The organism is Nonomuraea muscovyensis, from assembly GCF_014207745.1.
GTDB lineage: Bacteria > Actinomycetota > Actinomycetes > Streptosporangiales > Streptosporangiaceae > Nonomuraea > Nonomuraea muscovyensis.
Genome location: NZ_JACHJB010000001.1, coordinates 2633923 through 2647220 on the forward strand (window position 1 = coordinate 2633923; position 13298 = coordinate 2647220).

Annotated in this window: 18 protein-coding genes and 1 tRNA gene; 9 read left to right on the forward strand and 10 right to left on the reverse strand. The window is 69.9% G+C overall.

The window, feature by feature from the left end; translation table 11 throughout:
• The 3 genes from FHU36_RS12420 to FHU36_RS12430 are packed head-to-tail and all read right to left on the reverse strand — an operon-like array spanning position 1 to position 2925.
• Positions 1 to 822 (reverse strand): carbohydrate ABC transporter permease, encoded by an 822-nt coding sequence (locus FHU36_RS12420; RefSeq protein ID WP_185083863.1) that lies wholly within the window; start codon positions 820 to 822, stop codon positions 1 to 3.
• Positions 812 to 1654: a carbohydrate ABC transporter permease gene (locus FHU36_RS12425; protein ID WP_221495854.1), complete on the reverse strand. Its 843-nt coding sequence runs from the start codon at positions 1652 to 1654 to the stop codon at positions 812 to 814. The genes FHU36_RS12420 and FHU36_RS12425 overlap by 11 nt, the downstream gene beginning before the upstream one ends.
• Positions 1651 to 2925: an ABC transporter substrate-binding protein gene (locus FHU36_RS12430; protein WP_185083864.1), complete on the reverse strand. Its 1275-nt coding sequence runs from the start codon at positions 2923 to 2925 to the stop codon at positions 1651 to 1653. Before FHU36_RS12430 ends, FHU36_RS12425 begins: the two co-directional genes overlap by 4 nt.
• A 102-nt stretch (positions 2926 to 3027) precedes the next feature.
• Between FHU36_RS12430 and FHU36_RS12435 the strand changes: the two genes are divergently transcribed.
• Positions 3028 to 4173 carry an ROK family transcriptional regulator gene (locus FHU36_RS12435; RefSeq protein ID WP_221495855.1) on the forward strand — a complete coding sequence of 382 codons (1146 nt, stop codon included), beginning with the start codon at positions 3028 to 3030 and terminating at the stop codon, positions 4171 to 4173.
• 16 nt (positions 4174 to 4189) lie between these two features.
• On the opposite strand, the gene FHU36_RS12440 is transcribed toward FHU36_RS12435, so the two are convergent.
• Positions 4190 to 4831 (reverse strand): LysE family translocator, encoded by a 642-nt coding sequence (locus FHU36_RS12440; protein ID WP_185083866.1) that lies wholly within the window; start codon positions 4829 to 4831, stop codon positions 4190 to 4192.
• Between the two features lie 120 nt (positions 4832 to 4951).
• Between FHU36_RS12440 and ypfJ the strand changes: the two genes are divergently transcribed.
• Both ypfJ and FHU36_RS12450 read left to right on the forward strand, forming a co-directional pair.
• Positions 4952 to 5794, forward strand: coding sequence for a KPN_02809 family neutral zinc metallopeptidase (gene ypfJ / locus FHU36_RS12445; RefSeq protein WP_185083867.1), 843 nt, complete (start codon positions 4952 to 4954; stop codon positions 5792 to 5794).
• A gap of 48 nt (positions 5795 to 5842) precedes the next feature.
• The gene (locus FHU36_RS12450) at positions 5843 to 6139 is read left to right on the forward strand and encodes a type II toxin-antitoxin system VapB family antitoxin (protein ID WP_185083868.1); all 297 of its coding nucleotides are present in this window, start codon (positions 5843 to 5845) and stop codon (positions 6137 to 6139) included.
• Positions 6140 to 6206: 67 nt separating this feature from the next.
• On the opposite strand, the gene FHU36_RS12455 is transcribed toward FHU36_RS12450, so the two are convergent.
• From FHU36_RS12455 to FHU36_RS12470, 4 genes are all read right to left on the reverse strand, one after another.
• Positions 6207 to 6293 (reverse strand) — tRNA-Ser (locus FHU36_RS12455).
• 10 nt (positions 6294 to 6303) lie between these two features.
• Positions 6304 to 6741, reverse strand: coding sequence for a nucleoside deaminase (locus tag FHU36_RS12460; protein WP_185084770.1), 438 nt, complete (start codon positions 6739 to 6741; stop codon positions 6304 to 6306).
• A 14-nt stretch (positions 6742 to 6755) separates the two neighbouring features.
• The gene (locus tag FHU36_RS12465) at positions 6756 to 7232 is read right to left on the reverse strand and encodes a tRNA adenosine deaminase-associated protein (protein ID WP_185083869.1); all 477 of its coding nucleotides are present in this window, start codon (positions 7230 to 7232) and stop codon (positions 6756 to 6758) included.
• Positions 7233 to 7252: 20 nt separating this feature from the next.
• The gene (locus FHU36_RS12470) at positions 7253 to 7762 is read right to left on the reverse strand and encodes a tRNA adenosine deaminase-associated protein (RefSeq protein ID WP_185083870.1); all 510 of its coding nucleotides are present in this window, start codon (positions 7760 to 7762) and stop codon (positions 7253 to 7255) included.
• 142 nt (positions 7763 to 7904) lie between these two features.
• Between FHU36_RS12470 and upp the strand changes: the two genes are divergently transcribed.
• The 6 genes from upp (at position 7905) to FHU36_RS12500 (ending at position 11972) form a co-directional block, all read left to right on the forward strand.
• Entirely contained in the window at positions 7905 to 8543 is a 639-nt protein-coding gene (gene upp, locus FHU36_RS12475) for a uracil phosphoribosyltransferase (RefSeq protein ID WP_185083871.1), read from the forward strand.
• Between the two features lie 196 nt (positions 8544 to 8739).
• Entirely contained in the window at positions 8740 to 8964 is a 225-nt protein-coding gene (locus FHU36_RS12480; RefSeq protein ID WP_185083872.1) for a hypothetical protein, read from the forward strand.
• Between the two features lie 97 nt (positions 8965 to 9061).
• Entirely contained in the window at positions 9062 to 9220 is a 159-nt protein-coding gene (locus tag FHU36_RS12485; RefSeq protein ID WP_185083873.1) for a hypothetical protein, read from the forward strand.
• Positions 9217 to 9750: a PH domain-containing protein gene (locus FHU36_RS12490; RefSeq protein ID WP_185083874.1), complete on the forward strand. Its 534-nt coding sequence runs from the start codon at positions 9217 to 9219 to the stop codon at positions 9748 to 9750. The genes FHU36_RS12485 and FHU36_RS12490 overlap by 4 nt, the downstream gene beginning before the upstream one ends.
• A 96-nt stretch (positions 9751 to 9846) precedes the next feature.
• Positions 9847 to 11190 carry a helix-turn-helix domain-containing protein gene (locus FHU36_RS12495; RefSeq protein ID WP_185083875.1) on the forward strand — a complete coding sequence of 448 codons (1344 nt, stop codon included), beginning with the start codon at positions 9847 to 9849 and terminating at the stop codon, positions 11188 to 11190.
• A 107-nt stretch (positions 11191 to 11297) separates the two neighbouring features.
• Complete coding sequence (locus FHU36_RS12500; RefSeq protein WP_185083876.1) at positions 11298 to 11972, forward strand: FadR/GntR family transcriptional regulator; 675 nt, start codon at positions 11298 to 11300, stop codon at positions 11970 to 11972.
• Between the two features lie 158 nt (positions 11973 to 12130).
• On the opposite strand, the gene FHU36_RS12505 is transcribed toward FHU36_RS12500, so the two are convergent.
• Both FHU36_RS12505 and FHU36_RS12510 read right to left on the reverse strand, forming a co-directional pair.
• Positions 12131 to 12979, reverse strand: coding sequence for an SDR family oxidoreductase (locus FHU36_RS12505; protein ID WP_185083877.1), 849 nt, complete (start codon positions 12977 to 12979; stop codon positions 12131 to 12133).
• Positions 12976 to 13281 carry an antibiotic biosynthesis monooxygenase gene (locus FHU36_RS12510; protein WP_185083878.1) on the reverse strand — a complete coding sequence of 102 codons (306 nt, stop codon included), beginning with the start codon at positions 13279 to 13281 and terminating at the stop codon, positions 12976 to 12978. Before FHU36_RS12510 ends, FHU36_RS12505 begins: the two co-directional genes overlap by 4 nt.
• Positions 13282 to 13298 lie beyond the last annotated feature (17 nt).

Sequence of the window (13298 nt, forward strand, 5' to 3'; positions counted from 1 at the left end):
TCAGCGCCCGGCCAGCCCGGCCGTGGCGATTCCTTTCACCAGGTGTTTCTGCAGCGCGACGAGCAGCAGCAGGGTGGGCAGGATGGAGATGACGGAGGCGGCCATGACCAGGTGCCACTGGTTGCCGTTCTGGCCGAAGAAGAGCTGCAGGCCGAGCGGCACGGTGCCCCTGGCGTTCACATCGTTGATCATGATGAGCGGCCACAGGAAGCTGTTCCAGTAGCCGATGAAGGTGAACACCGCGAGCACCCCCAGGGCGGGCCTGGCGAGCGGCAGCATGACGCCCAGGAAGATGCGCAGCTCTCCGGCGCCGTCGAGGCGCGCCGCCTCGCGCAGCTCGCCCGGCACGCTCCTGAAGAACTGCCGCAGCAGGAACGTGCCGAAGGCGGTGAACGCCCACGGGAAGATGAGCGCCTGGTAGCTGTCCACCCAGCCGAACGCCTGCATGAGCAGGAACATCGGCACGACCAGCACCTCCTGCGGCACCATCATGGTGGCCAGGAAGACGAGGAAGACGCCGTCCCGGCCGCGCCAGCGCAGCGCGGCGAAGGCGTAGGCCGACAGCGCCGAGGCGGCCAGCACGACGAGGGTGCCCACGCCCGACACGAGCACGCCGTTGCCGATGTAGCGCTCGAACGGCACGTAGTCGAAGACCTCGGCGAAGTTGCGCCAGCGCAGCTCGGAGCCGATCAGCGCGGTCGGCGAGCCGAACGTCTCGCCCGGCGGCTTGAGCGCCGTGGCGACGGCGAAGAGCAGCGGGTAGAGGAACGCCAGGGCGACGCCGGCCAGCAGGATGTGCGACAGCACGCGGCTAGCTCTCATAGTGGACCCACCGTTTCTGGCCCAGGAACTGCACGGCCGTGACGCCGAGGATGATCGCGAACAGCAGCCACGCGCCCGCGGCGGCCAGCCCGAGGTCGCGTGACTCGAAGCCGGCCTGGTAGACGTTCATGACCAGCGTCTCGGTGGCGTTGCCCGGCCCGCCCGCCGTGAGGATGTAGGGCTGGGTGAAGACCTGCAGCGCGTTGATCAGCGTCATGGTCGTCGCGAAGAACAGCGCCGGCGAGATCAGCGGCAGTTGCACGCTGACGAGCCTGCGCAGCCCGGTCGCCCCGTCGAGCGAGGCGGCCTCCAGCACGCTGGGCGACATCTCGTTGACGGCCGCGGAAAAGACGATCATGTTGTAGCCGAACCCCTGCCACACGCTCATCGCGACCACGGCCAGCAGCGCGGTGCGCCCGTCGGCCAGCAGGTTCGGCTCCCCGCCGACGGCCTGGAAGAGCAACTTCCAGATCACCGCGTTGGCCACCATCGGGGTGATGGCCGGGACGAAGAACAGCACCCGCCACAGGTTCGCCCAGCGTGACCGGTTGATCCAGAACGCCAGGCCGAGCGCGAGCAGGAGGTTGAGCGGCACGTAGAGGCCGGTGAAGACGAAGGTGTTGCGCAGCGCGGTCAGGAAGTCGGGGTCCTCGCCGAGCAGGTAGCGGAAGTTCTCCAGGCCGACGAACTCCCGCGTGCCGAGCATGGGCCACTCGAAGAAGCTCATGACGACGGCCATCCCGACCGGGAACAGGGTGAACAGTCCCAGCCCGAGCACGCTCGGCGTGACGAAGCCGAGCGCGCTCCACTGCTCTGTCGTGCGCGGGTTCACTGGCCGCGGGCGCTCTGCTGCTGGATCGTGCCGAGCGCGGCCTCGGGCGCCTGGTCACCGGTGTAGACCTGGATGAGGTACTGCGCCATGAGCTTGCTGACGCTGTCCCAGTTCTTGGTGGTGAACAGGGGGACGCCGCCGGCCAGGCCGTCCTTGAGCGAGGCGATCGCGCCGCGCACCGCCTCGGCGTTGCGCGGGTCCTGCTTGACGAGGAACTCCTCGTAGGTGGCCTGCTGGTCGGTGCGCGACGGGAAGCTGCGGCCCTGCCCGGCGAGGTAGGCCTGGGCGTCCGGCCCGGCCAGCACCGATACGGCCTTGACGGCCTCCTGCGGGTAGGGGCAGCCCTTGGCGACGCCGAAGCCGGAGGCGGCGAGGTAGGTCTTGGCCCCGCCGGACCCGGCGGGCAGCGGCGCGAAGCCGACCGCGAACTTGGCGTCCTTGACCGCCGAGCCGATGTTCCACGACCCGTCGACCGCCATCATGGCGTTGCCGTTGACGAACTGCGTCTCGCCCCAGCCCACGTCGGACGAGCTGGCCGGCACCAGCGCCGCCTTGCTCGCGGCCAGGCCGGCGTACCAGGTGAGCGCGTCCGCCATGGGCCGGCTGTCGAACTGCAGCTTCACGTCCGGGGTGACCGGCTGGGCCCCGTTGTAGGACAGCATGAGCGACAGGGAGTGCAGGTCGGCGAAGGACATGCCGAACCCGGCCTTGCCTCCGGTGGAGAGCTTCTTGGCCGCCTGCTCGAAGTCGGCGACGGTCCAGCCGCTCTTCGGCTCGGCCACGCCCGCCTTGGCGAAGGCGTCCTTGTTGTAGTAGAGGAGCATCGAGGCCAGGTCGTACGGCAGGGCGAGCTGCTTGCCGCCCAGCTTGAGCGTCTCCAGGGCGGAGGGGGCGAAGCCCTGGGTGTCGGCCTTGCCGTCGAGCGGCTCCAGCAGGTCGGCGTAGGCGCTGAGGCGCAGGCTCTGCATGGACACCACGCACGGCTGCTTGCCGGCCGCGAACTCGGTCTGAAGTTTGGTGAAGTAGTCGTTGAACGGCGCCGTGCGGAGTCTCACCCTGATGGTGGGGTGTTTCTGGGTGACGAGCGCTGCGAGATGGTCGAGCTGGGCCTTCTCGTCCTCGCTGCCGGCCCACATCTCCCAGTCCAGCGTGACGGTGCCTCCGGTGTCCCGGGCACCGCCCGACGTGCCGGAACCTCCGCCGCCGCACGCGGCGGCGACCATCATGCCTGCCAGCCCCAGGGCCGGCAGGACGCTTCTGCGCATGCGCATCTGCGCTCCCTCCTGGACGCCGCCCGTGATATTTTTCGGGGGCGAATTTATTATGGTGGCTGACCTTAGGGTCGGGACGTGCAGGGCGTCAAGAGAGGAAGAATGAGCGACATGCCCCCACCCCCGTACCGGGAAGACCTGATCAAGGCGGAGATCCTCGCCATGCTCGGGTCACGGCCGCTCAACCGGTCACAGATCGCCGCCGGGCTGGGCCTCGGCGCCGCGACGGTGACCGAGCACACCCGCCGCCTGATCGAGCTGGGCTTCCTGCGCGAGCTGCCGCCGCAGGTCAGCGGCCGAGGACGGCCGAAGGTGCCGCTGGAGGTCGTCCCCGACGCCGCCTACACGCTGGGCCTGCGCGTCCACTCCGACCACCTGATGGGCGTGCTGGCCCGGCTCGACGGGAGCGAGGTGGCCCGCTTCACCCGGCCGTTCTCGCCCACGGGCGACCCCGTGCGGCAGCTCGCGGCGGCGTGCGAGGACGTGCTGCGCGATCCCGCGACCGGCTCGCGGGTGCTCGGCATCGGGTTGGCCGTCCCGGGCGTGATCGACCCCGGCACCGGCACGGTACGGCTGTCACCGCGCATGGGGTGGACCGACCTGCCGCTCCAGCCGCCGCTGGCGGCGCGCCTGCCGGTGCCCGTGCTGATCGACAACGACACCCGCGCCTCCACCACGGGAGAGCTGCTCTACGGCACCGGCCGCGACCACGACGACTTCCTCGTGCTGGCCATCGGCGACGGCGTGGGGATGGGCATCGTGCTGGGCCGCCGGGTCCATCGCGGCCCCGACGGGGTGGCCGGCGAGTTCGGCCACGTGCCCACCGGTCCGGGCGGCCCGAAGTGCGTGTGCGGACGGCGCGGCTGCGTCGACGCGTACGTCGCGGACTACGCGCTCGCCGCCGAGGCCGTGGCGCGCGGCCTGGTCGGCGCGCCGCCGACGCTGGAGGGGCTGCGCCGCCTCGCCGCCGACGACGCCCCGGGCATGCGCGATCTGCTCGCCGAGGCCGGCGAGATCCTCGGCCGGGCCGTCGCCGGCGTGGTGAACGTGCTGGCCGTGCGGGCGCTGACCGTCATCGGGGAGAGCCACGTCCTGTGGCCGTACCTCGCGCCCGGCTTCCACCGCGCGGTCGACGAGGGGGTCATCGCGGCGCTGCCCGGACTGGAGATCACCCTCAGGCCGTGGGACGACAGCGGTCACGCCCGCGGCGCGGCCAGCCTGGTGCTGGCTGCGAGTCTCGCCTCCTGATATCGCCAGGACGTCCCTAGGCCGTCGTGAGCGCCCGGGAACGGTCGGTGGCCAGGTGGACGGCGATGCCGGCCAGGACGGTGCCCATGAAGTAGCGCTGCACCCGCAGCCACAGCGGCCGGCGGGCGAGGAACGCGGCCAGGGCCCCCGCGGAGATCGCGATCAGGCCGTTCACCAGGGTGCCGATCGCGATCTGCACCGAGCCGAGCGCCAGGCTCTGCAGCAGCACGTCACCCATGGCCGGGTCGATGAACTGCGGCAGCAGCGAGAGGTAGAGGATCGCGATCTTGGGGTTCAGCAGGCAGGTGAACAGGCCCATGGCGAACAGCCGGCGCGGCGGCTCGGCCTCCAGCTCGCGCGGCTCGAAGGCCGAGGTGCCGCCGGGCCGGACGGCGGTCCAGGCGAGCCAGAGCAGGTAGGCGGCCCCGGCGAGCTTCAGCGCCGTGTACGCGGCGGGCACGTACGCGAAGATCGCGGTCAGACCCAGACAGGTCGCGGTCAGATAGATCGTGAAGCCCAGGGCCACGCCCGTGAGCGAGATGAGACCGGCACGGCGACCCTGGGTGATCGACCTGGACACCAGGTAGATCATGTTCGGGCCGGGGGTGAGGACCATGCCCAGTGACACCAGGGCGATCCCGATCAAGCCTGTGGTCATTTCGCAAGATTAGCTGACACGTCGTGGCCGGGTCCGGGCGCCTCCCGGCCCGGCCCTGGCATCTCGGAGCCGTCCGGGGGAAGCACTTCCTGCGGGCTCTTCCGAGGAGGGACTTCGGCGATGGACTTCAGAGACAACGCCAACCTCGACGCCTCCCAGGTGGAGGACGTCGGCGGCAGCGGCGGGGGCGGGGGCAGGTTCCCCGGCGGCATGGTCATCGGCGGCGGGGGCATCATCGGCCTGATCGTGACGATCGCCGTCATCCTGCTGAACAGCCTCGGTGACGGCGGGAGCGGCGCCGAGCAGCCGGTGGGAGCGCAGCCCACCTCCAACCTCGCCCAGCAGTGCCGGACCGGCAAGGACGCCGACCAGTCGGAGAAGTGCCGGGTCGTGGGCGTGGTCAACAGCATCCAGGACTACTGGAGGGACGAGGTCTCCGGCTACCGGCCGGCCAAGACGGTCCTCTACAGCGGCGGCGTGCGCACCGCGTGCGGCGCGGCCGACTCCTCGGTAGGTCCCTTCTACTGTCCCGCCGACCAGCGCGTCTACCTGGACCTGAGCTTCTTCGACGACCTCCACAGCCGCTTCGGTGCCAAGGGCGGGCCGTTCGCCCAGGCATACGTGATCGCCCACGAGTACGGCCACCACGTGCAGAACCTCGTCGGCGGCCTCGAAGGCGGCGGCTCGGTGGCCACGGAGCTGCAGGCCGACTGCTACGCGGGCGTGTGGGCCAAGAACGCCGTCGACACCGGCTTCTACGACAAGCCGTTCACCGACACCGAGATCGCCGAGGCCCTCGACGCGGCCGCCGCGGTCGGTGACGACCGCATCCAGCAGCGGACCCAGGGCCGGGTCGATCCCGAGTCGTTCACCCACGGCTCCTCCCGGCAGCGTGTCGACGCCTTCAAACAGGGCTACACGACCGGTCAGCCCACCCGCTGCGACACCGCTGAGCTGGGATAACAGCAGCGAACAGTACAAGAAGGCCGTTTCTCTCCTAAAATCAATGGGGTGATCTTCAAGCTGGTCGGCGACGGACGCCCCTATCCCGAACATGGTCTGACCAATCGAGATTGGGCCCAGATACCGCCGCGGCAGGTCCGGCTCGACTCGTTGATCACCACGAAGGCGATGCTGGACCTGCATTCCCTGCTCGCCGCCGACTCCACGTTCTACGGTGATCTCTTTCCGCACGTGGTGCAGTGGCAGGGCGAGCTGTACCTGGAAGACGGCCTGCACCGGGCGCTGCGGGCCGCGCTCCACCAACGATCCATCCTGCACGCCCGCGTGCTGGAGCTGCCCACCTGAGACAGTCCCCCGCCGGAACAAGCGAAAGGGCCTGCGATCCATCAGGATCGCAGGCCCTTTCGGCCGGCGGTGGTGGTGGGATTTGAACCCACGGATGAGTTGCCCCATCACACGCTTTCGAGGCGTGCGCCCTCGGCCACTAGGCGACACCACCGCCGACGAGCTTACCGGATCCGCCGAGTGGCGAAGAACTCCTTGAGCGCAGCCGAGCACTCTTCGGCCAGCACGCCCATGACGACCTCGGGGCGATGGTTGAGCCGGCGGTCCCTGACGACGTCCCAGAGCGAGCCCACGGCGCCGCCCTTCTCGTCCGTCGCGCCGTACACGATGCGCGCCACCCGGGCGAGCACGGCCGCGCCCGCGCACATCGTGCAGGGCTCCAGCGTGACCACGAGCGTGCAGCCGTCGAGCCGCCACTGCCCGCGCCGCCGCGCCGCCGCCCGCAGCGCCAGCATCTCGGCGTGGGCGGTCGGGTCGGCGCCGGACTCGCGGTCGTTGCCCGCGGCCGCCAGCACCTCGCCGAGCGGGTCGAGCACCACGGCCCCGACGGGCACCTCACCGCGGGCCCCCGCGGCGACGGCCTCGGCCAGGGCCAGGCGCATCGCCTCGGCGTGGGTCACCGCAACCGGTCGAGCTCGTCGCCGAACGACAGCCGCTCGGCGATCACCGAAAGCACGTCGGCCGGGAGCACGCCCTCCTCCATGCTGAGCTCCAGCAGTTCGTCGGAGCTGATGCCGAGGTCGCTGAGCAACTCGAAGTCACCCGCCGGCCGCACGCCGAGCGTGTTGCCCTCCTTCTCGGGGGCCACGCCCGCGAACTCGGCGAACAGCTCACCGAGGCTGCCGGGCGCGATCGCGTGGGCGTCGGAGAGGAACACCCGCGGCTCGTCCTCGCCGAAGTAGCGCGCGATGGCGAACCACTCGTCCTCCACCTCGACACAGAGCAGCGCCAGCTCGTCGCCCGACAGGCCGAGGGCCTCCGTCACGGCGTCGCCGAGGTCGTCGACGATCTCGGCTTCGCCCAGGTCGACCTCGGCGCCGCTCCAGCCGCCGGTGGTCTTGACGAACGCCGCGGAAAAGGTGTTGGCCGCCATGTGTCCCGCTCCAGATGGGGTCAGCCGAAGACCGATTCGAGGGCACGCTCGAACGGCTCGGAGAAGCCGAGTCGAGCGGCGATGCTGGACAGCACGTCCTCGGGCAGCAGGTCGATGTCACCGGACAGGATGCCCAGCTCCATCTCGTCGAGCCCCAGGTCGGCGAAGATCGACAGGTCGCCGGCGGGCAGCGCCAGCTCCTCGTCCTGGAGGATCTCGTCGAGCTCCTCCTCGTCGGGCACCGGGACGTCGAGGTATTCGAGGACCTGCCTGGCCAGCGGGAAGTCCCACGAGGCCGCGATGTCGGACAGGAACACGTCGACCCGCTCACCCAGCACGCGCAGCGCCACGAAGAACTCGTCGCCCACGGCGACCAGCCCGATCGTGCCGCTCTCGCTCGGCTGCTGCCGCAGGGCCTTGATCAGGCCGTGGAGGTCGGACGTAAGTGTCACCGGGAGCATCTCGGCGTCCCAGCACTCGTCCTCCCGATAGACCACGACGGCGAAGTCGAACACGTCTTCGTCTGTCATCGCACACCCCACCTGACGTGGCCTCTCCGAGTTCCAATCGTTTCAGACGTGACCCGCCGCCGTGTGCCGCTCCGACCAAATTGTGATCAAAACCGGAGGCACATCGTGCCGGTACGTCCCTCACAAGATAGCCTTGTCCCCTATGAAAACCCTCGTCGTCGACCATCCGCTCGTGGCCCACAAGCTCACCACGCTGCGCGATGTGCGGACCGACTCCCCCACTTTCCGCAGGCTCGCCGACGAGCTGGTGACGTTGCTGGCCTACGAGGCCACCCGCGACGTCCGCATCACCGACGTGACCGTCCAGACGCCGGTGGCCGAGGCGCACGGCGTGCGGATGGCCCGCCCGTACCCGCTGGTGGTGCCGATCCTGCGCGCCGGGCTCGGCATGCTCGACGGCATGACGCGGCTGCTGCCCACGGCGGAGGTCGGCTTCCTCGGCATGATCCGCAACGAGTCCACGCTGCAGGCCGAGACGTACGCCACCCGGCTGCCCGAGGACCTGTCCGGGCGGCAGTGCTTCGTGGTGGACCCGATGCTGGCCACCGGCGGCACGCTGGCCGCGGCCGTGCAGTTCCTCTTCGACAGGGGGGCACAGGACGTGACGGCCATCTGCCTGCTCGCGGCGCCGGAGGGGCTGGCGTACATGGAGAAGGTCTTCGCCGACTCCGGCAGGCCGATCCGCGTGGTGACGGCGGCGCTGGACGAGCGGCTGAACGAGAACGGTTACATCGTTCCCGGGCTGGGCGACGCGGGCGACAGGCTCTACGGCGTCGTCTGAGCCGGGCTCCGCCGGAGCCGGGCCCGCCCGAGGGCGGCTCCGCCTGAAAGCGGCCCCGGGAAATCCCCCTTCCGTCACGCGGAGTGGTCTCTTCGTTACATACTGTTGTCGTGTGGGTATGCAGGGAGAGGAAGGCAGCTTCCGCATGGGCGCGAGGGGGCGCGATGAGCGATTTTCCGACTACCGGGGTGTTCTCGTGAGCGAGCACACCGAGGCGGATCCGACTCCGTACGCGGACGTCGAGGCCGCGCTGTGCGACGAGTTCGCCGGCGTTCACTCCGCGACCACCGTAACGCGCTGCGTCGAGGCCGCACACTACGGCGCGCTGGAAGTCACGGGCTACGCCCATCCCAGCCTCGTCGAGCGGATCGCGCGCAAGCATCTTCACGTTCTGGCGCTGGTCGCCAGCGAACGCGGTTAAGCAAGATCATGACCAAGCCGTGAAGTCACCTTTACCCGGGCGGCCGGGTGGGTAATGTATACGGCGGGTGTAGTGGGTAACATCTCGGAGGCAGACAGTGCAGGTCAAAAAAGTCCTCTCATACGGCGGCATCGCATTTGCCGCCTACTACCTGCTGGCGCGACCATCCGAGGCCGCCACCGCGGTCAAGGGGGCCTTCGACAGCGTGATCAACGCGGCCGACTCCCTGGCCCAATTCGTGAACAACCTCGCATGAGACTTGTGACCCACGGGGACTCCGCCCCGTCGTCGGTCAACCGTTACCTACTCCCCGACGAACAACAGGTCATCATGGTGCGGCGCCACCCGGCCGTGCTGCTCCGCCCCGTCGCCGAGGTCTTCGGCGGCCTGATCCTCGCCGGGCTGCTCAGCAAGTTCCTCGGCGACAACGGAGGCGGCGGCACGGCCCTCGTCGTCGTCTGGTGGCTCTGGCTGGTGCTGCTGATCCGTTTCGTGTGGAAAGTCGCGGAGTGGTCGGTCGACTACTTTGTGGTGACCTCGAAACGCATGCTGCTGACGACGGGTCTGATCACGCGCAAGGTCGCGATGATGCCCCTCGCCAAGGTCACCGACATGAGCTTCAAGCGATCTCTCCTTGGGCGCATGCTCGGTTACGGTGAGTTCATCCTCGAATCGGCCGGTCAAGATCAGGCGCTGTCCAACGTCGACTACATTCCGTACCCCGAGACCCTCTACCTCGAGGTCTGTCAGATGCTTTTCCCCAGCCAGGACAGCGGTGACGATTAATCCGCACGTGCGGATTTCTTCACGTGGGGATACCAGATTCGGCTACTTCATGCAATCATTGCGTGTTGTTGACCCTTCCCCGCCTTGAGAGATGAGATGCCGAGTCAGGGAACCATCGGTGACCGCGTCCGCGGACTGCGGCTGAACAGGCGGATGTCCCAGGCCCAACTGGCCGGACCCGACCTGTCTGACAGTTATGTCTCGCTCATCGAGTCGGGTAAGCGCACTCCGACTCCGGTTGTAGCCCGACTCCTGGCCGAGCGCCTGGGGTGCACCACCGAGTTCCTCCTGCACGGGATCGAGCCTCGGCAGCGCATCGACACCGAGCTCGGGCTGCGTCACGCCGAGCTGGAGCTCCAGCATGGCGATCCGGCCGTCGCCGCCGAGCGCTTCACGGAGATCGTGAAGGCCGCCGACGAGGAGAACGCCATGCTCACGGCGCACGCCCGCTTCGGCCGGGCGCGCGCTCTGGAGGCGCAGGGCCGGCTGGGCCAGGCCGTCGAGGCGTTCGAGCGGCTGCGCAGGGAGGCGTCGGCGCACCCCGAGCGGCTGGCCGACCTGCCGCTGACCGTCGCGCTGAGCCGCTGCTACCAGCGTGCCGGCGACCGGCTGCGCGCCCGTGACCTCGCCGCCCACGCGCTGGAGCAGGCGCTCAAGCTGTCGATCACGCAGGGCGAGATCGCCATCGACCTGGCCGCCGCGATCGTCGAGGCCCGCGGCGAGCTCGACGAGGGCTCCGCCGCCCCGGCGTTCGTCGCGCGGGTGCTCGACGACAATGGCGTGCCCGACGTTGTGGACCGTTCCGGAGAGATCCGGACCCTGTGGCAGGCGAGCGCCGCCGCCGCGGCCGGCGACGACTCCGCGCTGGCCGTTCGCCTGGCCGACGACGCCATCACCGCGGGCCGCTCCACCAGGCTCGCGCTCCAGCTCGCCCGGACCGCCATGCACTGGGCCACGCTGGCCACCACGCCGGTCGACGAGGCCGAGCACCTGGCGCGGGAGGCGACCAGGGCGTTCGCCGCGACGCCGGACACCACCCGCGAGCACGGCGAGGCGCTCATCGCGCACGGGCGGGTCAGGCTGCGCGTGGCCGACCCGGCGCGGGCCGGCGAACTGGCGTCGGCGGCGCTCGACCTGGCACACGCCGCTCCCCACACGGTCCCCGCCGAGGCCCACCTGGTGCTCGCCACGGTCGCGCTCGACCTCGGGGGCGACGCCGCCAAGCACCTCAACGCCGCCCGCGGGCTGCTGGAGACGCTCGACCGGCCGGCGTTCGGCTCCGACAGGCAGGCGGCCCGCTGCTGGCGCGAGCTGGGCGACCTGTACGGTCGGGTCGGTGACCAGGGTCATCAGACGGCCGCGTATCGTAAGGCCCTGGAAGCGGCAGGAGTGCGCTCCGCGCTGGCAGGCCTGACGGTCGACGCCTCGGTTTCCCGCTGACGAAGGACTCCGGGGAAGTTCCAGATTTGTGCTGAACGGTCTGGAATAATTAGGGTCTACCAGTCATTGACTCATAGGATGATTGGTTTCCCCGGAGGAGGCGGACTGTGAGTCTGCGTACGACGCAGCGGGCTTCGCTCGTGGACCAGGTGATCGATCAGCTCAAGGAGCAGATCACATCAGGGTCGTGGCAGATGAACGGCAAGATCCCGACCGAGACCGTGCTCGCGGAGCAGCTCGGGGTCGGCCGCAACACCGTTCGCGAGGCCGTGCGCGCGCTGACGCACGCCGGGCTGCTGGAGTGCCGCCAGGGTGACGGCACCTACGTCCGGGCCACCAGCGAGCTCTCGGGGGCCATGCTCCGCCGGCTCAAGCAGGCGGAGCAGCTCGAGATCCTTGAGGTGCGGCGCGCGCTGGAGGTCGAGTCGGCCCGGCTGGCCGCCGCCCGGCGCACCGACGACGACATCAAGCGCATCGAGGCCGCCCTCGCCGAGCGCGACCGGGCCTGGGAGCTCGACGACCCCGACTACTTCGTCGAGGCTGACCTCGCCTTCCACATGGCCGTCACGCACGCCACGCACAATCTGGTGCTCATCGACCTGTTCGAGGACTTCTCGGCCGCGCTCCGGGCCAGCATCACGGCCGCCGGCACGTCGCTCAACAAGAGCTACATCCCGCACGACGCGATCGCCCGCGCCATCGCCGCCGGCGATGCCAGCGCCGCCGAGCGGGCCAGCCACGCCTGCATGGAGCACATCCTCATCGCTCTGACCGAGTCGTAACGACTTTTCGTTTTCGACACGGATTTCCCCCTCCACGGCGACACGGCCTTCCTCCTTACGGCACGTCCGGGCAGCCCGGCGGCCGTCCGTACGGACGGTCGTCCTTGGCGGGTGACGCGGCGGCACGCCGACCGCAGACCCCTGGACGCGGGGACCGGTCAGGACGAAGTCGGGGCCGCGAGCCGGTCGGCGTGGGCGTGGGCGAAGTCCAGGAACGAGCGCGGGGCGTGACCCACGACCGAGGTGAAGTCCGGCGTGGTGTAGTCGCCCCAGCCGCCCGCGTAGGCGACGGCGTACTCGACGCTGACCGCGGCGATCCACTCCGGGAGCCCGGCGTCCAGCATGGCGGCGTGGACCTGGTCCGGCGACAGCGGCTGGTAGGAGATCGGCCTGCCGTAGACGTCCCCCAGGTGACCTGCCGCTTCCCCCAGGGAGATGCTGGCGGGGCCCGTGAGGGTGTAGACCTTGCCTGTGTGCGGTCGGGGATCGGTGAGGACCTTGGCGGCGAACTCGCCGATGTCCCTGGTGTCGATGAGGCCGATCCGGCCCTGGCCGGTGGAGCCGTACAGGGTGCCGCCGTTCACCGCGCCGAGCAGGTTCTGCATGAAGAACGCCGGGCGGATGATCGTCCAGTCGAGGCCGGAGGCCTGGAGCTCCACGTCGGAGAGGGCGTGCAGCCGGCCGTTGCGCGTGGGGGCGTCGTGGGCGGCGCCGATGGCCGACAGGCGGACGACGTGGCGCACGCCGGCCCGGCGGGCCGCCCAGACCGCGTTCATGCTGGCGTGCGGCGCCTGTGGGCCCATGGCGGTGAGCAGCCAGAGCGTGTCCACGCCGTCGAACGCCTCGCCGAGTGTCGCCGGGTCGTCCAGGTCTCCGACGGCCACCTCGTACCCGGCGGGGGCCTTGGCCGGATCCCGTACCAGCACCCGCACGTCGTCCTTGACGGGCAGCGACCGGAGGACCGCGCTGGAGACGGTGCCGTTGGCTCCGGTGATGAGGATGGTCATGATCTGCTCTCGCTGTCTGCCGTGGCGCCCGCTTCCGCGGACACCAGCTCGTCGATCAGGTCGAAGAAGGCCCGGATGCCGGGCAGGTTGCCGCCTTTGGCGCGGGAGGCGGCGAAGTCCTCGGGCGTGCGCCACTCCACGATGTCGAGCCACTCGTCGCCGGGCAGGCGCACCAGACGCGCGCCCAGGAAGCCGGCGCGGTCGGCGCGGAAGTCCGCGAGCATTCCGGGGCGGGCGGCCAGCAGGTGGGCGGCACGCTCCGGGGACACGCGAAACCGGGTGAGTTCCACTGTTGTGGTCATGCCCTGACAATATAGTA

Bases quoted from the DNA above. Each gene is read 5' to 3' on its own strand.
- FHU36_RS12420 (WP_185083863.1), bottom strand. From the start codon at position 822: ATGAGAGCTAGCCGCGTGCTGTCGCACATCCTGCTGGCCGGCGTCGCC.
- FHU36_RS12430 (WP_185083864.1), bottom strand. From the start codon at position 2,925: ATGCGCATGCGCAGAAGCGTCCTGCCGGCCCTGGGGCTGGCAGGCATG.
- FHU36_RS12435 (WP_221495855.1), top strand. From the start codon at position 3,028: ATGAGCGACATGCCCCCACCCCCGTACCGGGAAGACCTGATCAAGGCG.
- FHU36_RS12440 (WP_185083866.1), bottom strand. From the start codon at position 4,831: ATGACCACAGGCTTGATCGGGATCGCCCTGGTGTCACTGGGCATGGTC.
- ypfJ (WP_185083867.1), top strand. From the start codon at position 4,952: ATGGACTTCAGAGACAACGCCAACCTCGACGCCTCCCAGGTGGAGGAC.
- FHU36_RS12460 (WP_185084770.1), bottom strand. From the start codon at position 6,741: ATGCGCCTGGCCCTGGCCGAGGCCGTCGCCGCGGGGGCCCGCGGTGAG.
- FHU36_RS12465 (WP_185083869.1), bottom strand. From the start codon at position 7,232: ATGGCGGCCAACACCTTTTCCGCGGCGTTCGTCAAGACCACCGGCGGC.
- FHU36_RS12470 (WP_185083870.1), bottom strand. From the start codon at position 7,762: ATGACAGACGAAGACGTGTTCGACTTCGCCGTCGTGGTCTATCGGGAG.
- upp (WP_185083871.1), top strand. From the start codon at position 7,905: ATGAAAACCCTCGTCGTCGACCATCCGCTCGTGGCCCACAAGCTCACC.
- FHU36_RS12490 (WP_185083874.1), top strand. From the start codon at position 9,217: ATGAGACTTGTGACCCACGGGGACTCCGCCCCGTCGTCGGTCAACCGT.
- FHU36_RS12495 (WP_185083875.1), top strand. From the start codon at position 9,847: ATGCCGAGTCAGGGAACCATCGGTGACCGCGTCCGCGGACTGCGGCTG.
- FHU36_RS12505 (WP_185083877.1), bottom strand. From the start codon at position 12,979: ATGACCATCCTCATCACCGGAGCCAACGGCACCGTCTCCAGCGCGGTC.
- FHU36_RS12510 (WP_185083878.1), bottom strand. From the start codon at position 13,281: ATGACCACAACAGTGGAACTCACCCGGTTTCGCGTGTCCCCGGAGCGT.